This window comes from Lacrimispora amygdalina (assembly GCF_003432035.1).
Classification (GTDB): Bacteria; Bacillota; Clostridia; order Lachnospirales; family Lachnospiraceae; genus Lacrimispora; species Lacrimispora amygdalina.
Window position 1 is genome coordinate 57,838 of the sequence record NZ_QOHO01000005.1, and the last position, 24,432, is coordinate 82,269.

Sequence of the window (24,432 nt, forward strand, 5' to 3'; positions counted from 1 at the left end):
CCCCCTTGACTTTATTTTATCCTATTCCGCGTATTTTTTAATTATTCCCCTTTACTTTCCGAACGTATTTTCGGTATAATAAAAGAAAAAAGGAGAATCGGATATGTCAACGGAGCCACTCATTTTCCATATTGATGTAAACTCTGCATTTTTAAGCTGGGAATCCGCAGACCGCTTAAGGCAGAATCCAGAAGACCTTGATCTACGGACGATAGCCTCTGCAGTGGGCGGTGATGCCCAGTCAAGACACGGAATCGTGCTGGCAAAATCCATGCCTGCCAAAGACTATGGAATCACAACCGGAGAACCCATCGCCCAGGCACTTCGCAAATGTCCGGGACTCACTGTGGTTCCTGCCCGCTTCGATATCTATCTGGAATATTCCCGAAGGCTGATGGACCTCCTGTCCGACTATACTCCGGATATTGAACAGTTCAGCATTGACGAAGCGTTTCTCGACATGACCTCAACCATCCATTTATTCGGCTCTCCCCTTGATACTGCCAATTTAATACGGGAGAGAGTCTGGCAGGAACTGAAATTTACGGTGAACATCGGCATTGCCCCTAACAAGCTGCTGGCCAAGATGGCATCTGATTTTAAAAAACCAAATCTCTGCCATACCCTTTTTGCCCATGAGATTAAAACGAAGATGTGGCCCCTTCCTATTGGAGAATTGTTCTTTGTCGGACATTCCGCCAGACAGAAGATTGAGAGCATCGGCATTCATACCATCGGGCAGCTGGCTGCCTGCGATGTAAAGTATTTAAAGCACCTTCTCGGGGAAAAATATGCGGTTTTAATCCACGGCTATGCATGTGGAATCGATTCTTCCCCTGTCGCCCACCGGGAACCGGCGAATAAAGGCTACGGTAACAGCACCACACTGTCAAAAGATGTCGAAGACATGGAAACTGCCCGCTACATCCTTTTATCCTTAAGCGAGACGGTGGGGGCCAGGCTGCGGAGAGATCACGTGATGTGTGACTGCGTCTGTGTGGAGATCAAGGATTGGGACTTTCATACCCAGACCCATCAGACCACGTTAAACAGTCCTACGGATTCCACCAGTGTCATTTATGAACACGCATGCAGGCTGCTGGAAGAATTTTGGGACAGGACACCTCTGCGTCTGTTAGGAGTCCGCACGACAAAGATTTCAGATGAGGGTTATATGCAGATGAACTTATTTGAGTCAGAACAATCCAGAAAGATAAAAGAGATGGAAAAAGCTGTGGATCATATCCGCAGCAAATTTGGTACCGACAGCGTGAAGAGAGCCAGTTTTTTACAAAAGGACCGGATGGTGGATCATGCAGCGGGAAAGGAGAAGCATATGAGAAAATAATGCTCTCCACTCCTTTCCTGCCTGCCACTATAATCAGTTAAAACTGCCCGTTTATGGGTTTAAAGCCTTCCCCATAAACTTCATTGGAATCGGTTATAATGAGGAATGCATCCTTGTCCGTCTCATGGACCGCCCTGCGGACTGAGACAACCTGGGAGTTATTGCATGCGCACATAACCACATTCTTTTCATTTTTAGTGAAAGAGCCCTGGCCTTTTAAGAAAGTGCTGCCTCTGCCGGTTGCCTCTTCGATTTTACAAGCCACCTCTGCCTCATGGGAGGTAACTACAAATACCAGCTTGCCGGCTCCTAAACCATACATGATTTTATCAATTACCATGGTTGTAACGATGGAGGAAACCAGACCGAGAATAACTGCATCGATGTTTCGAAACACCAGTCCGCCTGCCAGGATTACAACGGCATCCACCACAAGGGAGATCTTCCCGATGGTGAGATGGGGAAACATCTTTCTGATGGCCATGACCAGGAAATCAGTCCCTCCAGTGGAACAGTTTCTCAAATACACAATGGTTAAACCCAATCCGGAAAAAATACCTGTACATGCAGATGCATAGAGAGGATTTCCCTGATAGGCCGGCAGCATGGGCACAACATAATCCAGAACCAGCGCAAAGATCAGCATACTTTTCATGGAACGGAGGAGGAAGCTTCGTCCAAGAAGTTTATAGCTGACCAGTATAATGGGGATATTTAATACAATGCTGGTAATACCCATAGGAAGTCCGAACAGATAGCGCAAAATGAGCGCAATACCTGACACTCCTACCGGTGCAAACTGTGCATTAACAGCAAAGTTATAGATTCCCACATTAAATAAAAATGCTCCCACAAGATCACATAACAAGTCAATGCCAAGCTCTCTTGGGGAATATTTATCACGGTCTCCCTTCATGTGTATACTTCCTCCGTTTCTCTGCCAATTGTTTTACAGAAAATAATCATTAATCTCAAATTCTTTTTTCCCGATCTTTATCTGCTTAATTAAAACACTGACCTCTCCATCCTCGTCGGTGCAGATTCCGGTTGCAACGATCTGTGTCTTACCATAGGATTCCGTCAAATTCAATTCTTTATCCAGAATTCCCTTATCTGCCAGCGCTTCCGCCAGATCAAGCAAAACCTCTTCTACTTCTTCCTCGATATGATTTTTTTCAAACTCTGATTCCAGTTCCTCATACGTTTCTTCGTTAAACATGTGATATCCCCCTTTCCGTTTTACAAATTAATTATACTCTCAAGTCCCTTCTTGTCAATCATGTTCCTTCATGATAGAATCGGCTTATGAAAATGACCATGAACTATACAATCACAGAAGCATCAAACGAGAAAACCATAGAACGGTATCTCTTAGAACAGGGATACTCCCAAAGTCTCATCCGGTACTTACGCAATACGGAGAATGCGATCACAGCCGGTGGCAGGGCAGTATATACCACGCACAGACTGATATCCGGGGAAACGCTAACCATTACCTTTCCTGATGAGAAAAATTCTGAACATATTGTTCCAGCCAGGATGCCCATAGATATCCTGTTTGAAGATGAGCATCTTCTGGTTATCAATAAATCATCCGGCGTTCCCATTCACCCTTCACAGGGTAACTTCGACAACACCCTGGCCAACGGACTGGCCTGGTACTTTAAAGAAAAGCAGGAGTCTTTCACCTTTCGCGCAATCAACCGGCTGGACCGTGATACCACCGGTCTTTTAATTGTTGCCAAAAACCCGTTAAGCGCCTGCATTTTGTCTGATATGGTAAAAAGACATGAAATTCACAGACGGTATCTTGCTGTTGTTCAGGGTGAGCTTCCTATAGAAGGAATTATCGACTCTCCCATTGCCCGGACCCACGACTCTACTATAGAGCGCTGTGTGGACCCGGTTAACGGAGATCCCGCAAGAACCTTTTTTCAGCGTCTTTTCTATGATCCTGCTACAAATCACTCACTCGCAGGACTCCGCCTTGAAACCGGGCGCACCCACCAGATCCGGGTTCATTTAAAATCCATCGGCCATCCTCTTCCAGGTGATTTTCTTTACAATCCGGATTACCGTTACATAAAACGGCAGTCACTCCACTCCTTCCGGCTGGATTTCATTCATCCGGTTACCAGAGTTCCTCTTTTTTTCGAAGCAGCCCTTCCGGCAGACATGCAGTTTATCGGAATTACATCCACCGAAGGCCTTTGGGATAATGATTTTTAAGAATTCCGGCCGCCAGTTTCCCAAACCCGATGGAAAAACCATCTGTCAAGATAAGCACCCAGCCTTTCTGCTCCAGTCTGGCCGGCCAGGAAAAGGGGGCAGAAAGGGTCTGCCCTTTTAAATATTTCATCATATCTTCATGATCTGACGGTATGTCTGCCCACTGAAGAACATCTTCCTTTTTTAAACAGAGAGCCAGTGCATGGGAAGGTTCAAACCGGTTCTTTTTTATGGTTCCCATATGAAGTCCCGGACGAACTGTTTTTATTCCTTTTAAATCAATCATTTCCGGCGGAAGAAGGTAGAGCTGTTCTCCAAACAGTATATACTCTTTCCTGTCTGTAAAAACTTCCGGCTTTACAAGCAGCTCCTTTAAAAACACCTCCGCTTCTTTCCACACAGATTTATCCTTTAAATAGGATGGACAGGACCTCTTTCTCTCAGGACCTGCTTCCCCGCCTCTTTTTAATACTGCCAGAAAATGACCCTCACCCTCTGACTTGTGAGGCCAGATGCGATACGTCTTTTTTAGTTCTTCTGACCCCGTTTTGCTCCATAGCGCCATTCCGGGAGAAAGTCCCGGACGTTTACCTCTGTCCACAATGGAAAAATCGGGATGGGAAAGTAAAAAACCTTCCATCACCTGTTCATTTTCTTCCGGTGAAAAAGTGCAGGTGGAATAAACCATGGTTCCACCCGGCTTTAACATCTCTGCAGCGTGAAAGAGAATCTCGTTCTGTCTCCTGGCACACACAGCCACATGATCCGGGCTCCATTCCAGCCTGGCAGCCTCATCCTTACGGAACATTCCTTCCCCAGAGCAGGGTGCATCCACCACAATCCGGTCAAAAAACTCAGGAAATTTAAGGGAGAGGGACTGGGAATCCTCGTTGGTAACTACAGCATTGCTAATTCCCATACGCTCTACATTCTGAGCCAGAATTTTTGCCCTGGCGGGATGAATCTCATTGCTCAGGAGGAAACCGTCTCCTTTTAATTTACCTGCAATATGTGTGGTTTTACCGCCGGGAGCCGCACATAGATCCAGAATCTTTTCTCCCGGCTTTGGATCTAAAAGTTCAACCACTGCCATGGCACTTGGTTCCTGAATGTAATAAACGCCGGCTTCATGATAGGGATGCTTTCCCGGCCGTTGTCCGGCCTTGTAATAAAAACCTTCTGATGCCCAGGGAACCGGTTCAAGCAAAAAAGGGGAATTCTTAACAAATTCCAGGGGCTCGGCCTTTAAGGGATTGATCCTGAGACCCAAAGCCCGGTCCTCCTCATAGCTTTTTAGAAAAGCCCGGTATTCATCCCCCAGCAGTCCTTCCATCTTTTCCATAAATTTATCCGGTAACTGAATCATTCTTATTCCTCTTCCTGTCTATTTTTAAAATCCCCATAATTCTATGTTATTTTTTCAAGTTAGTGGCAAACTATAGGAAAGAAATACCGGGAGGTGTCTTATGACAATTTTAACCATAACCGCTTATATTATCATCCCTGTTTATACTATATTATTTGCCTGGGGAACCAACTGGTTTACCCTTAATTTTTCCGTTCTTGGAAGTCTGGCTGACAGAAAAAATCTGTTTCTCCTATGGGGTATTATCGTTGGTACTTATTTTTATTATATATTAAAACGAATTATCCGCACTCTTCCCAGAAATAAAAAGGAGACAGCATTCACCACTTCTGCCCTCCTTCTTTTAGCCCTGGCCGTTACGACTCCGTACCTGCCAGATTCACAGCCTTTTCACGCGGTTCTTCATGTGTTTTTGTCATTTGCAGCCTCTATTTCACTTCTGATCAGTCTGTATCTGGTGATTTGGAAACTTTTCTGCATGAATCAGGCTGTCTATCGTTCTTATTTTATGAGTCTTCTGATCATTACAGCGGTTTGTGCTGCACTCTTTTTCCTGACCGGTATCGTCAGTTCTGTTCTTGAGATATTCTTTGTTTTATCAGGCACCTTTTTGCTGCATAAGCTTTATTTAAAGGTGTTCAGCCCTGGCATCATGTGGAACCATCAATGATTATAAAGAATCAAAGCGCAGTCAGGATGAGAGCCGTTTGCTGTTACGGCCTGATAACGAGGCGGGCGCCTGCCATTTTTTCTGTTATCTCATACATGTTCGTGACAGTACCGACACAGAGTTTTTCTGACAGTCCATAGTAATTCAGACAGGTTCCGCAGGTTAAAATCTCTACGCCCTGCGCTTCCAGTGTCTTTAAATCTTCTAAAGATGCAGAACCCATGGTTGAAAGCCTGGCACCTCCATTGTAAAGCAGTATGGTTTCAGGCAGTTCCTCTAACTGGGTCATGGCATAAACAAAGCCTTTCATCAGAATGCGGCCAAGCTCTTCACTTCCGGTTCCCATCTGATCAGAGGAAATCACAGCAACCAGACCTTTCTTTCGGCTGTCAGGTACGCATTCCTCTTCTAAAGCATTGTGCTGTAACGTCACCGCTCCTTTTTTCATGTAAAACACTACCTGATATTCCGCTTCTGACAGCTTTTGGGAAGTAGGATTAAACCCTGAATAATTACCCAGTTTCATTACGTTTTGAACTGCAATCTCATTATCAACCAAAATGGTCAGAGTACCTTCTGTCATATCTTTCATGGCTTCCCTGGTCTTTATCACCGGCTGCGGACACACCAGTCCTCTGGCATCAACTATCTTATCCATGCTTCCATCTCCTGTTCTTCTATTCAATAAAATCAAAAGCCGGGACCGGCTCCATATCCCGGACCTTTCCCGACTTTTCATTCTTAATTCTCTTATTTCTCTTCTTCCTCGTCTTCGCCTACCAGTTCATCATATTCTGCTTCATCTAACAACTGATCAAAGGCATCTGCTACGATCTCATATTCATCGTCATCTTCGATATTTGCAAGATCCGGCTGTCCGTCTTCTTTCTCAGAATAACGATACAGATAAACTTCTCCTTCTTCTGCCTCAGGGCCTTCCATAGGAAGCAGAGCGATGTAGTCTCTCTCAGCTGCTGTGAAAATTGTAAGTACAACGCACTCCAGTTCTGATCCATCATCCAGGGTCAGTGTCACTGTCATTTCCTCCTGGGGTTCCATATCATCGCGCTCTAAATTAGGATCCTGTGCCATCCTGATACCTCTCTTTTTCTATCTTAATATAGGTGTTTGTTTACACCTTTCTTCACTCTATCAGACAATCCGGCAAAAATCAAGGGATTTTGACCTTAATATTCAGGTTAATATTCAATTCCCCGTCTGGCATTTACACCCCGGTCATAGGGATGTTTTCTCTTTTTTATTTCAGATACATAATCAGCCTGATCAACCAGCCTGGAGGAAGGATTTCTTCCTGTGAGCACCACTTCCAGTTTCTCTGGTCTGTCAGTAAGAAAGCGGAGAACCTTATCCTCATCCACCAGCCCATAATTGCACACAGCCATAATTTCATCTAAAACCAGCAGATCAAAGGATTCTTCTGCCGCTTTTTTAAGCACTGCATCAAGAAGTTCTGAATAATAAATTCCGGCTTCCTTCTTTTGTTCCTCTGTCATATTGGTAAAAAAGCCAAAGCTCCGTTCACAGGGTATGACTGTGATGCCGGAAAGAGAGTGAAGCGCCAGTACCTCTCCGGAATGATCCGTCTTTAGGAAACGGGCGATCAGCACCTTTTTATTACATCCGCTGGCACGGACTGCCAGGCCGATGGCCGCCGTCGTTTTTCCTTTTCCATCTCCGCAGTAAATGTGAACACAAGATTCCATAAAAGCCATTCCCTCCTTAATTTTTACCAAGATACTCCCTTACAAAGCGGGATACCTCCTGCTTCTTTCCGTACCGTTCCGTGACATAATTTACATGAAGCCGTTCCTCTGCCCTTGTCATCGCCACATAAAACATCCTTCGTTCCTCTTCTAAATCAGCGGAAAGTACCGCCTTATGATGAGGCGTTACCCCTTCGTTGGCATCTAAAATATAGACAATTTTATATTCCAGTCCCTTGGAGCTGTGCATCGTCATCAGTGCCACGCCTTCAGCCTTTGTCTGCCCCGACTTTGCCCGGTTATTAAGTTCTTCCCCATACTCTTTCATATGGACAAACCACTGGTCAAAAGTCTGGAAGCCTGCCGCACTTTCCTGCAGCTGGTCCGCCACTTCCAGAAGTTCTTCCGGCTTCATTCTCCGGTACTGGGCATACTCTTTTAAATAATCATCATATCCCACCGCTTTCCTGATATAATTGACGGCTGCCACGGGTGCCATGTTTTTAATCATCCGTAAATCATATTCCAGCTGCTCAATCCGCTCCACCATAAATCCGCGATCCTGATAGAAAGATTTTACAGACTCCCAGTTTACCGGACTGCCCTCCAGCGAATCCCTGCTTATGTAACGGTTTGGACGGTTGATGATCTGGAGAACATTGGCTCTCTGGCGGTCTCCCAGGGCTGTTTTCATATAGGAAACCAGATTCCCGGCAATCCAGTGGTCATATAGATTAGGTACGGAATCTCTGGTGCTAAACGGAACATTATATTCCATAAACTTCTCAATCAGAAGTCTGGGACCTAAGTTAGTCCGGTATATTACAGCGATATCACTGAGCTCATATCCTGCTCTTCCATAATCCAGAATCTCCCTGACAATTTCCATGGTTTCTTCCTGAGGATCCTTCCACATTCTGGTAACTACAGGTTTCCCAGGTCCTTTTTCCGTTATGATTTTTTTAGAAAAACGCATCTCGTTCTGTGCGATCAGCTTTCCAGCCGTTTCCACAATGTCTCTGGTGCTTCTGTAATTCATATTTAACAGCACCTTCTTTGCATTTTTATAATCTTTTTCAAATCCCAGCATAATTTCCGGCTTTGCTCCCCGAAAGCGGTAGATGGACTGGTCATCATCTCCCACGATGAAAAGATTATCCTCGGGCTTTGCAAGCATACGGACAATTTCATACTGAACCCGGTTGATATCCTGGAATTCATCAATCAGAATATACTGGTATTTCTTCTGCCATGCTGAAAGGATATCCTTTCTCTGGGTGAAAAGCTCATGGCACATCACCAGCATGTCATCAAAATCAATTAAGTTTGATTTTCTCAGCCTGTCTTCATACCCCTGATACAGCTGCTTAAATATCTCCTCAGAACAGTTTTTGGAATAATAATGATCTAACGGAATCATATCTCCTTTCACCGAACTGATTTCTGATAAAACAGAGGTCACAAACTCCACTTCATCCTCCACTTCCACACCGCAGCGGTCCATCTCTTCCTTGATAAAACTGGTTTTCTGGTCTTCCCTTATAATATTCCTGGCATCATAGCGGTAGGCAAATTTAAGGATACGGAAAAATATGGCATGAAACGTTCCAAAACTGACGAAAGGGGCAGGCTCTCCCATCAATGCATCGAAACGCTCCTTCATCTCCGTGGCTGCAGCCTTTGTAAATGTGATGACCAGAATACGGGAAGGATCCACTTTATATTCTTCAATCAGATGGCAGACTCTGTGTGTGATGGTAAAGGTCTTTCCTGATCCCGGTCCAGCTAATACTAACATGGGTCCATCCCGGTGAAGAACCGCTTCTTTCTGGGCGCCTTCATAGGTCACTTGTCGTTTCATGTAATCCTCCGTGTAAAATGAAAAAGCAGGAGTCCGGTCATATACCATCCCCCTGCTTTCCACTTCTTATCTATAAAGTCTCTTTGCTTAAAAGTTCAATCCCTTTTCTGATTCGATTTAAGGATTCTTCTTTTCCAAGGACCTCCATAATTTCCGTCGCACCTGCGGGAGTCATCTGCTTGCCTGATACAGCAGTGCGGATGGGCCACATCACATAGCCTGTCTTAAATCCCTTTTCAGAAACAAACGCGGAAAGTGCTGCATAGAGCGCATCATTGCTGTAATCCTCCTGTGCCTCCAGAATAGGAAGTATCTCCTTTAACAGTACGAGGGAAGTTTCGCTGTCCGTCTTCATCTTCTTATTGGAATACATGGAACAATCATATTCCGGGAGTTCCTCAAAGAAATCAATATGATTTTCTATATCTGGGAATACTTCGATCCTGGTTTTAACCATAGCAGCGATCTTTCTTAAATCCAGATCTTTTTTAATCACCGCTTTGATATAAGGCTCTGCCATATCATAGAACTTATCAAAGTCCATGGCTTTCATATATTCGCTGTTCATCCACTTTAATTTGGTCATATCAAACACAGCCGGTGATTTGCTGATGTTGCGGAAATCGAATTCTTTAATTAATTCCTCCAAAGAAAAAATCTCCTGGTTTCCCACCGGGGACCAGCCAAGTAAAGCAACATAATTAACGACTGCCTCAGAGATAAATCCCTGTTCAATTAAATCTTCATACGAAGCATGGCCGCTTCTTTTGCTTAATTTCTTGTGCTCCTCGTTGGTGATCAAAGGGCAGTGTACGTAAACAGGAACTTCCCAGCCAAATGCATCATAAAGACGATTGTATTTGGGAGAAGAGGATAAATACTCGTTTCCTCTTACCACATGGGTGATTCCCATAAGGTGGTCATCGACTACATTGGCGAAATTATAAGTTGGATATCCGTCTGATTTAATCAGAACCATATCATCAAGCTCGGAGTTGTCAACGGTGATATCTCCATAGATCTCATCGTGGAATGTGGTGGTTCCGTCAACCGGGTTATTCTGACGGATTACATACGGCATTCCTGCTGCCAGATTCGCCTGTACTTCTTCCTTTGAAAGGTGCAGACAATGCTTGTCATAAATCATGATCTCCTGTCCGTCTACCGTTTTCTTCAAGGTATCCAGGCGTTCCTGGGTACAGAAGCAGTAATACGCTTCGCCTTTTTCCACCAGCATTCTGGCATAGTCAAGATACATTCCAAGAGCATGACGTTCACTCTGGACGTAAGGACCAACTCCGCCATCCTTATCCGGTCCTTCATCATGAACAAGTCCGGTTTCTTCCAATGTTCTATAAATAATCTCCACAGCACCTTCAACAAAACGTTCCTGGTCGGTGTCCTCAATACGGAGAAGGAAATCTCCTCCTTCATGTTTTGCAATCAGGTACGCATACATGGCAGTTCTTAGATTCCCTACGTGCATACGTCCTGTGGGGCTTGGGGCATATCTGGTTCTAATTCGATTCATTATAAACACACTCCTATATCTTCATTCTCGTGATGTTTCAGACAAATTTCATTATATAACGAACAACTGGAAAAAACAATGACTTCCCCCTATTTTTATTCCATTCCAGGTCCGACAGCCTCTGCCTGGGAATCATCATCTCCGGGTCCGGCCCCAGATGCTTCGCCGGATTGCGGGTCTTCATCCCCTGGGAAAACAGGGGTTGTCGTCTCTCTCGGCTTTGTCATACCAGGTCCGATTTCCTGAGGCTTCTCTGAATCGGCCTGTTTGGGAAGAGACTGAACGTGGCTGACCGCTTCATCAAGGGCCTGTTTTAAGCTGTCATAAGTCTCTGTTCCGTTTAACTGCTCCAAAAACGATCTGGCTGAGGCAATCTTATCATCGGTAGAGCTGTCACGCTGGTCCATCCCATTAAACTCTGCAATAAGCGCCTGTAAAGAGGCTGACGCCTGTTCCAGTGTCTGCCTGGCTGCATCCGATGCCGCCTGATTCATCTGATCCTGGGATTCCTTAAGCTTACGGGCTTCTTCTTCTTTCCATTTTCTTGAATCAGCCTTAGCTGCCGCTTCTGCCACAGATGAGAATAAATCCTTGTTTCCTGTTTCCTGATCTGTTTTTTCTCCTCTGGAATCCACATTATAAAAAGATACGGTAGAAGGCATATCCCAGTCCAGAGGCGGCAGGTCCTTATTGATTTCAGTCATAAAATCATGCCACATTTTACCGGAATACGTCTTTCCGTAAACTCCCGGCATCGCTCTTGGATTATCATAACCCACCCAGATCGCGGTAGTATAATATCTGGTATATCCGCAGAACCACGTATCCTTACTGCTGTTTGTGGTTCCTGTTTTTCCTGCTGCCGGGACATTAAGCCCAAGACCGGAACCTGTTCCGTATGGCTTATCCAGGGTTCCCTTTAATACATCGGTGACCATATATGCAATGTCTTCCGTAAAGATTCTTTCATCCGCCTGGCTTCCTTCATAGATCTCTCCGTCATACTGGCTTTTCATGCTTGTTATGCAGCTTTTATTGCTGTATTTCCCCTGATTTGCAAGAACGGAATAGCCTTTCGCCATATCCACAACTCTGGCTCCCTCAGTAAAACCTCCGATACTCATACTGCTGTTACCATTGTCCATATAGCTTAAGCCGACAAAATGCATTTTCCCTAAATAACTCATACCCTTATCCACGCCGATATCAGTAAGAACCTGCCACGCCACAGTATTTAAACTCCGGTTTAACGCTTCTCTAATGGAAACGATTCCATAATATTTGCCTCCGCTGTTTTTCGGTCCACCTTCAAACAGATGATCATTCACCAGTCTGGAAGGATAATAAAAACCGGTTTCAAATGCGGGGGCATAGTCAATCAGTGGTTTAATGGTGGAGCCTGGCTGCCGTCTGCTTAAAAATCCCCGGTTATATTCATCATCCGTTCCCCGGCCGCCTACAATGGCCACCACATATCCGGTCCGGTTGTCAACACAGACAGCCGCACCCTGCAGAGCAAATTTTCCATTGTCCTGCTTTTCTGTAAAACCTTTTAAATGGGTATCAATGTTGTCCTGAAGCACCGCCTGCAGTCTGGAATCCAGGCTGGTATGAATTTCAAAACCTCCCTTGCGGATCATATCGCTCTTTGCCTGATACTGCTCCTGATATTCTTCCTTATAGGAATCATAGGAAGACTTATTGGGAAATACATACCGAAACACAAAACCGTCATTCTTCATCAGCTCCACCACCGCGCAGTGAATGGCGTAGCTGGTCTGATAATTTTCCTTTGTTCCGCCTTCATAAACCTTGGCAACCGTAAGGGGCTGTGCCTTTGCATTTTCCTGTTCTTCTTTTGTTATGAATTTGCAAAGGGCCATATTATCAATTACCTGATCCCTCTTCCATTTGGAGGTATCTGGATGAGCCACCGGATCATATCTTGACGGATTATTACTGATTCCGGCAAGGGTTGCCGCTTCCCAGACGGTTAAATCCTTTGCTTCCTTGTCAAAGTAATAGCGGCTCGCCTCAGAAACACCGTAACACCGGTTTGCATAGAAATTGGTATTGCAGTAAAATTCCATAATATCCTGCTTGGAGTACTTGTCCTCCATCCTGGGAGCTGCAAAAAATTCCGTTATCTTTCTCTGAATGGTCCGCTCCTGGGTTAAATAGGTATTTTTAATTACCTGCTGGGTAATGGTGCTGCCGCCCTGGGTCGCCACCCCTTTGTTTTTAATAAAAACCAGACCGGCCCTTAAAAGCCCTTTGTAATCAATTCCATGATGCTTATAGAATCTTCTGTCTTCCTGAGCTATGTACGCATTCTGAAGATTTTCGCTGATCTCCTTGACCGGTACATACTCGTAGTGACCGGAATTAATGGTTCCGATTAAATTTCCTTCTGAATCATAAACTCTTGTATCCATTGGTTGTGAGAAGTCTGTTCGGGAAGTCTGGCTTATAATTGAGTCAGCCTTTTCCTTGCATGCCATGATCTCATCCTGATATTTTAAAAATACGACGCCTCCAGCCAGGCACCCTATCACCATTGCCAATAGAAATACGAAGAGAATGATCTTTATGGGACGGAAAAATATATTCCATGCACTTTTCCGTTTCCTGCTTTTCTTCCCCATAATAACCTGCCTCCTTCTTTTCTTTTTATGATATGACAAAAACGGCAAGCCTCTTGATTAAGACTTCCCGTTTGTTACAAGCTGATGACGGGACTCGGACCCGTGACCTCCTCACTACCAATGAGGTGCGCTACCACCTGTGCCACATCAGCATTTCTCTGGTTCGTCGCTCGAACCTCGTATATCATAGCATGGGAAAATCTATTTGTCAACGTTTTTTAGAAGTTTTTTATAATATACATAAAACTGCAAAAATTCTACAAATACTTCGCGAATATGCCTGTTATTCACCCTGGAAAAAGACCGGGAAAGAACAGGTACGGCCCATCCTTTCCCGCCTCTTTTTTTATAAAATACCCTGAAAGCTCTCTCTTAACGTATCGCAGGATTTGCCAAACTGTTTCATCTCATCCTCTGTAAGAGAAAGGGATAAAACCCGCTGAATGCCGTTCTTGTTTATGATACAGGGAACCCCGGCATATACATCATTCTGACCATACTCCCCTCTCAGCATGGTTGATACGGTAAAGACACTGTTCTCATCTCCAAGTATGGCTTTTGTGATCCTGGTCAGAGCCATACCGATACCGTAATAGGTTGCCTGCTTTGCGTCAATAATCCGGTAAGCTGCTCCCCGTACCTCATCCTCAATCCGTTTTAGCTCTTCCCTGCAGACCATGTCATCTTCCCCGCCGCTTCCGCAAAGAGACAAAATGGGTTTGGTAGCAATCATGGCCTGACTCCAGGGAACGAACTCGCTGTCCCCATGTTCTCCCATGACGTAGGCATGGACATTTCTCGGATCCACCCGAAGGGATTCTCCCAGCAGATACCGCAGTCTTGCCGTATCTAAGGCTGTACCGCTTCCAAGAACCCGCTTGGGATTGAAACCGGAAAGAGAATAAGTAATCCTGGTCATAATATCCACCGGGTTGGTGGCAACCAGGAAAATCCCGTTGAATCCGGACTCTGTTACAGGCTGCACAATGGACTCAAAGACGGAAGCATTGCGCTTTAACAGATCAAGTCTCGTTTCTCCCTGTTTCTGCGCAACACCTGCACAGATCACCACAATATCCGCATCGGAACATTCCTTATATTCTCCTGCATAAATCTTCATATGATATCCGGAAAAAGCCAGTCCGTGGTTTAAATCCATGGCTTCTCCCTCTGCTCTTTTGCGATTAATATCAATCAAAACAAGTTCATCACAAATTCCCTGATTCAGCATGGAATAAGCATAGCTCATCCCTACCATTCCTGTACCTACAAGCGCAATTTTTCTTTTATCTGTTCTCATTTTTTATGCCACTCTCCTGTTCTTATTATAGATAGTGTTACTGCATGAAATAAAAACTATGCGTTTGAAATTCCCCGTTCGATTTTTTTTGACATCAGTTCACTGTTACTGCTGTAAATGATTGCATTTTCTTTTGTGATCTTACCTTCTTTATAAAGATTCAGCAGACTAGAATCCATGGAACGCATTCCTTCTGCCTGACCGGTAGCAATGACTGAATCAATCTGGTGAGTTTTGGATTCCCGGATCATGTTGCGGATTGCATTGTTAAAAAACATGATTTCAAATGCCGGATATACGCCCCCGTCCACAGTGGGGATCAGCTGCTGGGAGATGACCGCCTGCATCACCATGGACAGCTGCATCCGGATCTGCTGCTGCTGATTGGGAGGAAAGCTGTCAATAATTCGGTCAATGGTATTGGCTGCTCCTACTGTGTGAAGCGTTGATATCACCAGATGGCCGGTCTCCGCTGCAGTCATGGCAATGCGGATTGTCTCATAATCCCTCATCTCCCCCACCAGAATTACATCCGGTGCCTGGCGAAGGGCAGACCTTAGTCCGGTCACGTAACTGTCCGTATCCGTCGTCACCTCCCGCTGGGTTACCACGCTCTGTTTATGGCGGTGTAAATATTCCAGGGGGTCTTCAAGGGTGATAACATGGGCATTTCTTGTATTATTAATTTTATCAATAATGCAGGCAAGGGTGGTTGTCTTTCCGCTTCCTGCAGGTCCTGTTACCAGCACAAACCCTTTCGTCAGCCTGGCTGCATCCATCACCGGCTCCGGAATATGAAGTTCTTTATAATCAGGAAGATCAAAATTCACCACACGGATCACCGCAGCCAGGGAACCTCTCTGGCGGAATACGCTGGAGCGGAACCGGGAGATTCCGGGAATTGCAAAGGAAAAGTCATCATCTCCATGTTCTCTTACTTTCCCCATGTCTCTTTCTCCAGCCAGCTGGTAAAGCTCTGTGATCAGCAGCTCCATCTGGTCCGGGTACAGCTTTTCCTCACTCTGGTAAACAATTCTGCTTCCAATCTTATACGAAAACGGCATACCGGGTACAAGAAATATATCGGATGCCTTCTGTGTCACAGCAGAACTTAATAAATCTACTACCTTCATATTCCAATCTCCTGCTCTGTCAATTCCCGCCCTTCCACACCGGCAGGGAATGATCAATTTCATAATCTTCTGTCTGAATTACTTTCCACTGGGATATCCCAATCTTTCCCCCTTTATCCGGCATTGGACTCAGCTTTATTGACAGGGACTGGGACCGTTTCATGGGAATCTGAGTCGATATGACACCTGTTTCCCAGTCATAATAATCCCCCAGTTCCTTTAAAAGAGTATTTTGAAATGCCTGCAAATCCCCCGATTCCTTCTGCCCATGATCCACTGCCTGCAGCACCATCTGGTAAAAGGCCTCTCCCTCTTTATCGGCTCTGTAATATTCCGTGACAGAATCTGCATTTCTCTGAGCCAGATTCCACTCACTTTTCGCAGTGGAAAGAGAGAGCATTCCAAAGGTAACCAGACAAAGAATCATGAATATCAAAATAAGAGTAGGAGTTCCGATATTAGCTCTGTAACCAATTTCCTGTTTTGCCATATGCTTCCTCCTCTGATTAATCTGCATCATGCCGGCTTACAGTCAGGGAATATAACGTTTTTCCGTCCTTTGATACAGTTACTTCCGCTTCCAGTCCGCTTATAACCTTCAGTTCTCCATAATAAACGGCGTGAGACTGATCAGAGGTGTTTCCTCTGTTGTCAAACATCATGGTATAAGTCTGTACGGGAGAATCTTTTTTCTGACTATAGGAACGGCCGGACAGACCTGCTTCTCCTTCTGCCTTCCAGATCTCGGCCGTACTTTGGGCAATCAGCACACTTTGATTTAAATCGGCGGCTCTTTTACTGAGCAAGTCTGCTTTCACAAATGCCTGAATGCAGACAGCTGCACACAAAAGAAAGAAAAATACAGCCACTATCATCTCCATCATCATCACACTGGACCTGTTTTTTCTATTCATCTGCAGCCCCTCCGCTTCTTAAAGAGATAAAAAGCTGGCCTCCTGCTTCACCGTCTGATTTTATATGCAGAAGATCATCCTTCAAATCCATGGTGATTTTCCCGCACTCCAGTACCTGATTTCCGTCATGAATGGATAGTCCGCTGCTCTGGTCAGCAAACAATTCCCATAAGCTTCCGTCACGGTAGTAAATCTGTGTCATATATACCGTGTTATCTATGGTCTGCTTTAATTGAAGAACCTGTACTCCCCCGTCTTCCGTAAGTGATACGGCACCGGCCTCATCTGCCTGCCTGACCTTATTGGCAATATAGCTGAACGCAATATCTTTCTGATAGGCCAGTTCCGACCTCTTATTGATGTTTTCATAAACTCTGCCGCCAATCAGTATGAGAAATAAGGCGCACATCACAAACACCAGAAACAGGAGGAGAGGAAATACGATTGTTCCCAACCGGCTTTTCGGTATTTCTTTTCCTGTCATTGGGCACCTCTCTATGGATTTTGTAAATTAACGGTGATATCCGGCATGAAGTTTGATGCGAATCCGCTGTAAAACACATCGTAGCGGTCTCTGTCAATCTGAATCCCGTAATTTTCTTCTAAGTATTCCACGCTGGGCGGATATCTTCCTTCAATTGCATAACACTGAACCGATGCCCTGCGTATGGCATCCCGTAAAGTCTCTGCTCCCCGTTCTCCCGACCGCTTTGAAAATGTCAATGCGAAGGAGACAAAAAGTACAACAGCAAGAGAAAACGCTCCCAGGGATAAAAGCTGTCCGGCCAGTTCTTTTCCTGATTCTTTTTGTTTTTTCATAGAAACCTCCTAGCCGATGGCAGACAGGACGCCAATTAACGGCAACATGACTGACAAAAGAATCATGCCCACAGAAACTGCCAAAACTGCTATTACAGTGGGTTCAAACCGTCCAATCATCTGTTCTGTGGCAAGATCAGCCTCTTCCTCGTAGCTTTTTGATATTTCTGACATAACACTGTCCAAGCGTCCGCTTCTTGTTCCCACTTTAATCATCTGGATGTAAAATCCGCTGAAAAGACCGGTTTCTTTCATCGCGCTGTAATAATCGTTACCAGCTTCCAGTGAACCGGCACACCGGCGTATCTTCTGTTCCACAGCCGGATTCTCTACCAGTTCCCCGGCAAGCTCCATCCCTTTTTCCAAGTCCAGCCCGCTTTTTAACGTCAGCGAAAGAACGGCAGTAAAACGGCGGTTTGCTATGGACTTTGCTATTTTGCTTCTTCGCTTCAGCCAGTTAACCAGCCCTTCTGCCAGAAGAATCTTTTTGCCGTTTCTTCCCATAATCCAGACAAAAAAAGCCGCAATTCCAAGGAGAAGAATGATCACCAGCGAAACGGCGCAAAATATTCCTCCCAGTCTTGTTGCAGCAATTGACACCGGCGGCATCTGGGCCCCCAGCTGTTTATATACCTTTTCAAATACAGGCATTACTCTGGTAAACAGTACAAGGAGAACAATCAAAAGCATCCCGATCATCATAGCCGGATAGGTCATGGCATTTTTCATGTTCTTCATCATAATATGCTCTTTTTCATAATATTCAGCCAGAGACTCCATAATCTGGTCCAGAGTTCCTGTTTCTTCTCCAAGCTTTGTCATGCGAACCATATAAGCCGGATAAACGCCGGTTTCCTTCAGTACCTTCGAAAACGGATTTCCCAGTTCTGCATCCTCCGCCATCTTTAACAGCAGCTTCTTTTCTTCATCCCGCTGTGCATCCTCCGCCATAACAGACAATCCCTCATCAAGAGGGATCGCCGCATGAAGGAGAATGGATACCTGAAGGCAGAATGCAGAAAGTTCCCGGGCAGAATACTGTTTCTTCTCTTCCTTTGCCATCTGTCCTTACTCCCTTTTCCTTCCATTCATTAGTACGTATATTTTGCCTTATAATTCGAACTGTTGGTAATATAATCTTTAATCTTAGGATCGTTCTTTCCCGATGAGGCAAAGGTGGGATCCATCAGTTTCCACTGATAGCCATCAAAATAAATGATGTTATCCACCCAGCCCTGTCCTTCTATGTACACACTCACCCACGCATGGTAAAGGCTTCCTGTATATCCCACGATCAGCTTGGTTGGAATATTCTGGGAGCGGAGCATGGCTGTCATGACAGCTGCATAGTCAAAGCAGATTCCTTTCTTCACAGACAGGACATGATCCACATTCGGTAGGTAACCGGACTGGACTGTGTTGGCAAGGGCCGTATCGTATGTAAAATTCTGTACAACGTAATTATATACATTGCTCACTACTCCCAGGGCATCTGGCGCAGAAGCAGCGACCTCTGCTCCTTTCGCAACCACAGCGCTGCCCGCAGAAAAATTCACATACTGGTTTGGATACAGAAAGGGTTCATATTCATTTGACAGCGTCACATTTATGCTGTTGTTTGATTTTACCGCATACTGGTTACCGGATACCTGTTCCAGTACCCTGACTGTATAGGTTCCGTTTCCTTCCGTCAGAGGGAACACTTCATACGCTGATCTGGAATTCAAATCATAGGTATAAGTCTCTCCCCCGCTTTTTAATACCTGAACCTTAATTTTGGCTGAATCACCGGAATACTGCACCATCACATATCCATGGCTGGTATTGGAGGCATCAAGAAGAACGGAATTGCTGCTGTAAGTGACCGTTCCTGATGCCTGGGGAACCTTAACACTGCTTCCGGCAGGTTTTGAATAAAGAGGGACTGCCTCATCTTTAATTGTAACAACCGTTTTCCACTCTGTAGCTTCTGCTGTCTGATCAGCAGAAGCAATCCGGTTTGCCGGCGCACAGCCGTTTATGGAAAACAACAGGGCTGCACAGACAGCGGCGGCAGCCGTACCTTTTTTTCTCATGCTCATCATCTCCTAAATAGTTAACCCAAACGCTGCCTTACAATCTCATAAGCCAGCACTCCTGCAGCTACTGAGGCATTGAGAGAATCAATGTTTCCCTTCATGGGTATGGAAGCAACCATATCACAGGTTTCCTTTACCAGTCTGCTTACTCCGCTTCCCTCACTGCCGATTACAAGACCGATCGGTCCTTTTAAATTCAGGCGGTACATGCTCTCTCCATCCATATCGGCACATACGAACCACATTCCCTTTTTCTTTAAATCTTCCATAACAGCTGTTAAATTGGTCACCTTGGCAACCGGAGTATAGTTAAGCGCGCCTGCAGAAGTCTTCGCCACTGTGGCTGTTAAACCGACAGCTCTGCGCTTCGGTATAATGACGCCGTGGGCGCCTGCAAGGTTGGCAGTACGGATAATGGCTCCCAGATTGTGGGGATCTTCGATTCCGTCAAGGAGAAACAAAAACGGCGGTTCTCCCTTTTCCTCTGCTGCCTTTAATAAATCTTCCACTTCTGCGTATTCATAGGCAGCCGCATGGGCAATCACACCCTGATGGCGGCCTTCCTCTGACATCTGGTCCAGACGTTCTCTTTCAACGAAGTTAACAATGGTATCTGTCTTTTTGGCTTCCCGCAATATGGATTGGATGGGACCATCGGATACGCCTTTCTGTACATACAGCTTGTCAATGGTCTTTCCGGAACGGAATGCTTCTAGCACCGCATTCCTTCCTTCTATTGTAAATTCTTCTATCATTCCAGTTCTCCTATTCTGTTAAGCCCCCTGCTTACCACCCAAATCAAACGTTCCAGTCTGCCGCTTAAATAGAGATAACCGCATAAAGCCTCAAAACCGGTTGCTGTTCTGTAATCTGCCACTGTCGCGTGTTTGGCTGTTGTGGCAGATTTGGCATTGCGCCCCCGTTTGTATACGGCAATTTCCTCCGGAGTCAGTTCTTCCCCTTCCACCAGACTTCTGATGATATCTGCCTGAGCCTTTGCATTCACCAGTCTGGCACTTTTCTTATGCATGTTATTCACCTGCGTGCTTCCGTGGTTCATGACTTTCGTACGGATGATCAGTTCATACACCGCATCTCCGATATAGGCCAGCGCAAGAGGAGAATAGCTGGTAATATCTACTTCCTTTAACTGAAGTGTGTCTGCAAAAAAATCGGTAAATGCAGACAGTGAAATTATATTCTCTTCCATTTTACACCTTCCCTGGTGTCCTCCAGCACAATGCCCTGATCCAACAGTTTTCCCCGGATTTCATCAGCCAGTGCAAAGTCTTTGTCTTTTCTCGCCTGCTGTCTTGCCCCAATCATGGCTTCAATCTCCTCAGCAAGAATTACTTCTTCCTTTTCTGTTATAATGCCTAAAATATCGCAAAGCTTTTCAATGGTATCTTTTAATAAGGAAACATATTCCAGAGAACTCTCCTCATCTGTAGTGGAATTGCTTAATTTCACCAGTTCAAAAACTGCAGAAATGGCATCTGCCGTATTAAAATCATCATCCATGGCTGCTTCATATTTTTCCACCAGAGTATCGACCAGACTCCGGTCTTCTTTCTTAAGCAGACCTTCTGTCTTAGCTGCTGCTTTAAGGCTTTTTAATTTTTCAACAGCTGTCAGAATGCGCTCCAGCCCGTTTTTTGAAGATTCCATTAAATCTGCACTGAAATTTAAAGGACTTCTGTAATGGGCGCTGAGCATAAAGAAACGCAGCACCTGGAGATCATATTTTTCACTGATATCACGGACTGTAAAAAAATTGCCCAGAGATTTTGACATCTTCCTATTATCAATATTAAGAAATGCGTTATGCATCCAGTATTTTGCAAACTCTTTTCCGTTAGCCGCCTCACTCTGTGCGATCTCATTCTCGTGATGGGGGAAGATTAAATCCTCGCCGCCAGCATGAATATCAATCTGGTCTCCTAAATATTTCTTGGACATAACCGAGCATTCAATATGCCAGCCGGGACGACCGTCGCACCAGGGAGATTCCCAGTAAGGCTCCCCTTCCTTTTTGGGCTTCCAGAGTACGAAATCAGAAGGATCTTCCTTCTCCTCTTCTCCGGTTACCTTCAGTTCACGGAAGCCTGACTGCAGATCTTCCAGGTTTTTATGAGACAGCTTTCCATACTGTTCAAATGATTTTGTACGGAAATAAACCGTGCCGTCCTTTGCTGCATAGGCATGACCGGAATCAATTAAATCCTTTATCATGTCCAGCATACCGCAGATTTCTTCCGTAGCAAGCGGATTCTTAGTCGCCGGTTTTACATTCATGGCTTCCATATCCTTTTTGCATTCCTCTATATAGCGCTTTGATACCGTATCTGCATCAACGCCCTCTTCTATGGCTTTTTTAATAATCTTGTCGTCCACATCGGTAAAGTTGGATACAAAATTCACATCATAGCCCTTATATTCAAAATATCTCCGTACTGTATCAAACACGATCATCGGACGTGCATTACCAATGTGTATGAGATTATACACCGTAGGACCGCAGACATACATCTTCACCTTCCCTGCCTCTAACGGTATGAATTCTTCTTTTTGTCTGGATAACGTATTAAATATCTTCATGCTTTCTCCCTTCCATTCTCCTGTTAATCATGTTTGCAGCAGCCTTTACAGCCCTGACAGTCATTCTGCATGATTCTGTCATCATAACAGTAATCACTCACAGAAGTCAAAAGAGCAACGGCCTGAGAGGAAATCCCTTCTCCTCTTCCAGTAAATCCAAGTCCTTCCTCTGTTGTTGCTTTCACATTCACCTTATCAACAGGCAGGTTTAAGGCACCGGCGATATTCTCAGCCATCAGGGGCCTGTATGACAGAAGCTTTGGCTTTTGGGCTATGACTGTGGAATCAATATTCTCCACCACATACCCCTTCTCTTCCAGTAAAGCAGCCACATGCTTTAACAGTTCCATGCTGGAGACTCCTTTATACTTAGGATCCGTATCCGGGAAATGCTCCCCGATATCTCCCAGTGCAGCAGCTCCCAGTAAAGCATCTATAATTGCATGGGCAAGCACATCAGCATCCGAATGGCCGAGAAGCCCCTTCTCATAAGGAATCGTCACTCCTCCCAGGATTAAATCCCTGCCTTCTGCAAATTTATGAACATCATATCCCTGTCCAATTCTCATTATTTTTCCTTTCCTATATAAATAAATCAGATCTTAAACGATCATACGAAGTTTCTTACCGATACACCGGATCTCCACATCATTCTGGCAGAAGCAGCTTTCTCCATCGACATGAACCGCCATGGGACGGTCCATATGAATGTGAATCTCTTCACAGGAATAGAAGCGGATTCCTTTGTTCACGGATTTTTTTCCCATCAGGGAATTAAGCAGTACACATATAAGCTTTCTCTTCTTCCGGTTATTCATCACACAGACCGACAGCCTGCCGTCTTCAAAATCTGCATCCGGCGCGAACTTAAATCCTCCGCCTTCATATGGATGAATGTGGGCCGAAATAAAATAAGCATGGTTAAACTCAATCTTCTGCACTCCATTTAGTAAAATATATCCCTTACAGGGCTTTGCCGATATCAGCTGTCTGACACCCACAAGTAAATAGGCCAGCTTTCCAATCCGCAGCCTGTGCAGCAAATCTCTGGTTCTGGAATACAGCAGATTATGACAGACAGCAGCATCCATACCGATCCCGGCACTGACAACAAATCGCCGGTGGGAGATCTCACTGTCTCCATAGGATAATACTCCATAGTCCATCAATTTATAGTATTTGGGGTGCAGGATCTTATTTAAACACCGGACCGGATTCTTTGGGAGTTTTAAGCTTCTTGCCAGATCATTGCCAGATCCTGCAGGAATATAACCAAGTGTAACACAACTGCACATGGAATATCCGTCAAGAATCTCATTGACTGTCCCATCTCCGCCGACCGCGATGATCACACTGGATTCCTTACATCCTTCTGTTAAATTTTTTGCAAATATCTTTGCGTCCCCTGGCTTTTCAGTTAAATATGCCTGATATTCCACACCGGAGTCTTTTATAGTCCGTTCCAGCTTATCCCAGATAATTTTACCCCGTCCGCAACAGGAGTTCGGGTTAACAATAAAATAGTACATGGAATCCCTCCGCTTTTTGCTATTTTTTAGTATAACATAAAACAACAAAAATGAATATAAAAAAAAAGGAAAAAGGTCATCAGACCTTGTCGAAATAGATCGAATCCTGTATTTTATAACTTTTGTTATTCTAATATTAATTTTTTATTGCGTTTCTTCCACACTTTTTATATAATATTCTTAGATTTGTCAGTCAGGTTCGGGACCTACTGCAAGTAAATATAATTAACGGGGGTATTTTACATGAGAAAAGTGCAATTATTTCTCGTTGCTGCGTTATTGGCCGCAGCATTCAGCATGACTGCATATGCAGCTGACTGGAAAAATAACGACAAGGGGTGGTGGTATCAGTATGATGACGGTACCTATCCTGTAAACAAACTGGAAAAAATTGGTGAATACTGGTACTATTTCAACGAAGCCGGATACGCTCAAAGCGGCTGGGTACAGCTTGATACCGGCTGGTACGAGTTAAATGACTATGGAATCTGCCAGAATCCCATCGATCCTTCTACCCAGCAGCCGGCTGGTGCTCCTTACGGCGGCTGGATTAAATATGTTGACTGGTTCGGAAGCAAGGAAGAGCTTGGCGCTGTATATCACAACAACTTTTACTGGATCAAGTTTTATGATATAGAAAAACCAGATAATACCAATGCAAATCAAAGCGATCTTAACCAGGTTTAA

General features: G+C 44.8%; 26 protein-coding genes and 1 tRNA gene. 4 read left to right on the plus strand and 23 right to left on the minus strand.

Going from position 1 to position 24,432, the window contains the following annotated elements; translation table 11 throughout:
• Nucleotides 1-103: 103 nt before the first annotated feature.
• Nucleotides 104-1,348, plus strand: coding sequence for a DNA polymerase Y family protein (locus DS742_RS01350; protein ID WP_117415245.1), 1,245 nt, complete (start codon nucleotides 104-106; stop codon nucleotides 1,346-1,348).
• 37 nt (nucleotides 1,349-1,385) lie between these two features.
• On the opposite strand, the gene DS742_RS01355 is transcribed toward DS742_RS01350, so the two are convergent.
• Both DS742_RS01355 and DS742_RS01360 read right to left on the minus strand, forming a co-directional pair.
• Nucleotides 1,386-2,264: a YitT family protein gene (locus DS742_RS01355; RefSeq protein ID WP_117415246.1), complete on the minus strand. Its 879-nt coding sequence runs from the start codon at nucleotides 2,262-2,264 to the stop codon at nucleotides 1,386-1,388.
• A 33-nt stretch (nucleotides 2,265-2,297) separates the two neighbouring features.
• On the minus strand, nucleotides 2,298-2,567 hold the full coding sequence (locus DS742_RS01360; protein ID WP_117415247.1) for a U-box domain-containing protein 56: 270 nt from the start codon (nucleotides 2,565-2,567) through the stop codon (nucleotides 2,298-2,300).
• An 86-nt stretch (nucleotides 2,568-2,653) separates the two neighbouring features.
• On the opposite strand from DS742_RS01360, the gene DS742_RS01365 reads away from it, so the two are divergent.
• Nucleotides 2,654-3,577 (plus strand): RluA family pseudouridine synthase, encoded by a 924-nt coding sequence (locus DS742_RS01365; RefSeq protein ID WP_117415248.1) that lies wholly within the window; start codon nucleotides 2,654-2,656, stop codon nucleotides 3,575-3,577.
• Here the strand turns inward: DS742_RS01365 and DS742_RS01370 are convergent.
• Nucleotides 3,540-4,943: an RsmB/NOP family class I SAM-dependent RNA methyltransferase gene (locus DS742_RS01370; protein ID WP_170313330.1), complete on the minus strand. Its 1,404-nt coding sequence runs from the start codon at nucleotides 4,941-4,943 to the stop codon at nucleotides 3,540-3,542. The genes DS742_RS01365 and DS742_RS01370 overlap by 38 nt on opposite strands.
• Before the next feature lie 100 nt (nucleotides 4,944-5,043).
• Here DS742_RS01370 and DS742_RS01375 point away from each other — a divergent pair, with 100 nt between their 5' ends.
• Nucleotides 5,044-5,613, plus strand: coding sequence for a hypothetical protein (locus DS742_RS01375; protein ID WP_117415249.1), 570 nt, complete (start codon nucleotides 5,044-5,046; stop codon nucleotides 5,611-5,613).
• Nucleotides 5,614-5,656: 43 nt separating this feature from the next.
• Here DS742_RS01375 and yedF read toward each other — a convergent pair whose 3' ends face one another.
• The 20 genes from yedF to DS742_RS01475 all read right to left on the minus strand — a co-directional run bounded on the left by yedF (nucleotide 5,657) and on the right by DS742_RS01475 (nucleotide 23,745).
• A complete protein-coding gene (yedF, locus tag DS742_RS01380; protein ID WP_117415278.1) occupies nucleotides 5,657-6,271 on the minus strand; it encodes a sulfurtransferase-like selenium metabolism protein YedF in 615 nt (204 codons plus the stop codon).
• A gap of 92 nt (nucleotides 6,272-6,363) precedes the next feature.
• Entirely contained in the window at nucleotides 6,364-6,705 is a 342-nt protein-coding gene (locus DS742_RS01385) for a DUF1292 domain-containing protein (RefSeq protein ID WP_117415250.1), read from the minus strand.
• A gap of 107 nt (nucleotides 6,706-6,812) precedes the next feature.
• Complete coding sequence (locus tag DS742_RS01390) at nucleotides 6,813-7,337, minus strand: cob(I)yrinic acid a,c-diamide adenosyltransferase (RefSeq protein WP_117415279.1); 525 nt, start codon at nucleotides 7,335-7,337, stop codon at nucleotides 6,813-6,815.
• A gap of 16 nt (nucleotides 7,338-7,353) precedes the next feature.
• The gene (locus DS742_RS01395; RefSeq protein ID WP_170313331.1) at nucleotides 7,354-9,186 is read right to left on the minus strand and encodes an ATP-dependent helicase; all 1,833 of its coding nucleotides are present in this window, start codon (nucleotides 9,184-9,186) and stop codon (nucleotides 7,354-7,356) included.
• An 82-nt stretch (nucleotides 9,187-9,268) separates the two neighbouring features.
• A complete protein-coding gene (gene gltX / locus DS742_RS01400) occupies nucleotides 9,269-10,729 on the minus strand; it encodes a glutamate--tRNA ligase (protein WP_117415251.1) in 1,461 nt (486 codons plus the stop codon).
• 95 nt (nucleotides 10,730-10,824) lie between these two features.
• Nucleotides 10,825-13,374: a transglycosylase domain-containing protein gene (locus DS742_RS01405; protein ID WP_117415252.1), complete on the minus strand. Its 2,550-nt coding sequence runs from the start codon at nucleotides 13,372-13,374 to the stop codon at nucleotides 10,825-10,827.
• 79 nt (nucleotides 13,375-13,453) lie between these two features.
• Nucleotides 13,454-13,526, minus strand: a tRNA-Thr gene (locus DS742_RS01410).
• Nucleotides 13,527-13,720: 194 nt separating this feature from the next.
• Nucleotides 13,721-14,674, minus strand: a complete 954-nt coding sequence (locus DS742_RS01415; protein WP_117415253.1) for an L-lactate dehydrogenase — start codon at nucleotides 14,672-14,674, stop codon at nucleotides 13,721-13,723.
• Nucleotides 14,675-14,730: 56 nt separating this feature from the next.
• Nucleotides 14,731-15,807, minus strand: coding sequence for a type IV pilus twitching motility protein PilT (locus tag DS742_RS01420; protein ID WP_117415254.1), 1,077 nt, complete (start codon nucleotides 15,805-15,807; stop codon nucleotides 14,731-14,733).
• 19 nt (nucleotides 15,808-15,826) lie between these two features.
• A complete protein-coding gene (locus tag DS742_RS01425) occupies nucleotides 15,827-16,297 on the minus strand; it encodes a short-chain dehydrogenase (RefSeq protein WP_117415255.1) in 471 nt (156 codons plus the stop codon).
• A 16-nt stretch (nucleotides 16,298-16,313) separates the two neighbouring features.
• Complete coding sequence (locus DS742_RS01430; protein ID WP_117415256.1) at nucleotides 16,314-16,721, minus strand: hypothetical protein; 408 nt, start codon at nucleotides 16,719-16,721, stop codon at nucleotides 16,314-16,316.
• Complete coding sequence (locus DS742_RS01435) at nucleotides 16,714-17,205, minus strand: DUF4860 domain-containing protein (protein WP_117415257.1); 492 nt, start codon at nucleotides 17,203-17,205, stop codon at nucleotides 16,714-16,716. The genes DS742_RS01430 and DS742_RS01435 overlap by 8 nt, the downstream gene beginning before the upstream one ends.
• An 11-nt stretch (nucleotides 17,206-17,216) precedes the next feature.
• Nucleotides 17,217-17,540, minus strand: coding sequence for a hypothetical protein (locus DS742_RS01440; RefSeq protein ID WP_117415258.1), 324 nt, complete (start codon nucleotides 17,538-17,540; stop codon nucleotides 17,217-17,219).
• A 9-nt stretch (nucleotides 17,541-17,549) separates the two neighbouring features.
• Complete coding sequence (locus DS742_RS01445) at nucleotides 17,550-18,602, minus strand: type II secretion system F family protein (protein ID WP_117415259.1); 1,053 nt, start codon at nucleotides 18,600-18,602, stop codon at nucleotides 17,550-17,552.
• A 29-nt stretch (nucleotides 18,603-18,631) separates the two neighbouring features.
• Nucleotides 18,632-19,615 carry a transglutaminase-like domain-containing protein gene (locus DS742_RS01450; protein WP_117415260.1) on the minus strand — a complete coding sequence of 328 codons (984 nt, stop codon included), beginning with the start codon at nucleotides 19,613-19,615 and terminating at the stop codon, nucleotides 18,632-18,634.
• A 20-nt stretch (nucleotides 19,616-19,635) separates the two neighbouring features.
• The gene (gene rlmB / locus DS742_RS01455) at nucleotides 19,636-20,373 is read right to left on the minus strand and encodes a 23S rRNA (guanosine(2251)-2'-O)-methyltransferase RlmB (RefSeq protein ID WP_117415261.1); all 738 of its coding nucleotides are present in this window, start codon (nucleotides 20,371-20,373) and stop codon (nucleotides 19,636-19,638) included.
• Nucleotides 20,370-20,828: a Mini-ribonuclease 3 gene (locus tag DS742_RS01460; protein ID WP_117415262.1), complete on the minus strand. Its 459-nt coding sequence runs from the start codon at nucleotides 20,826-20,828 to the stop codon at nucleotides 20,370-20,372. The genes rlmB and DS742_RS01460 overlap by 4 nt, the downstream gene beginning before the upstream one ends.
• Nucleotides 20,813-22,216 carry a cysteine--tRNA ligase gene (gene cysS, locus DS742_RS01465; protein WP_117415263.1) on the minus strand — a complete coding sequence of 468 codons (1,404 nt, stop codon included), beginning with the start codon at nucleotides 22,214-22,216 and terminating at the stop codon, nucleotides 20,813-20,815. The genes DS742_RS01460 and cysS overlap by 16 nt, the downstream gene beginning before the upstream one ends.
• A 23-nt stretch (nucleotides 22,217-22,239) precedes the next feature.
• The gene (ispF, locus tag DS742_RS01470) at nucleotides 22,240-22,785 is read right to left on the minus strand and encodes a 2-C-methyl-D-erythritol 2,4-cyclodiphosphate synthase (protein ID WP_117415264.1); all 546 of its coding nucleotides are present in this window, start codon (nucleotides 22,783-22,785) and stop codon (nucleotides 22,240-22,242) included.
• Nucleotides 22,786-22,818: 33 nt separating this feature from the next.
• A complete protein-coding gene (locus tag DS742_RS01475; protein ID WP_117415265.1) occupies nucleotides 22,819-23,745 on the minus strand; it encodes a diacylglycerol/lipid kinase family protein in 927 nt (308 codons plus the stop codon).
• A 243-nt stretch (nucleotides 23,746-23,988) separates the two neighbouring features.
• Here DS742_RS01475 and DS742_RS01480 point away from each other — a divergent pair, with 243 nt between their 5' ends.
• A complete protein-coding gene (locus DS742_RS01480) occupies nucleotides 23,989-24,432 on the plus strand; it encodes a hypothetical protein (RefSeq protein WP_117415266.1) in 444 nt (147 codons plus the stop codon).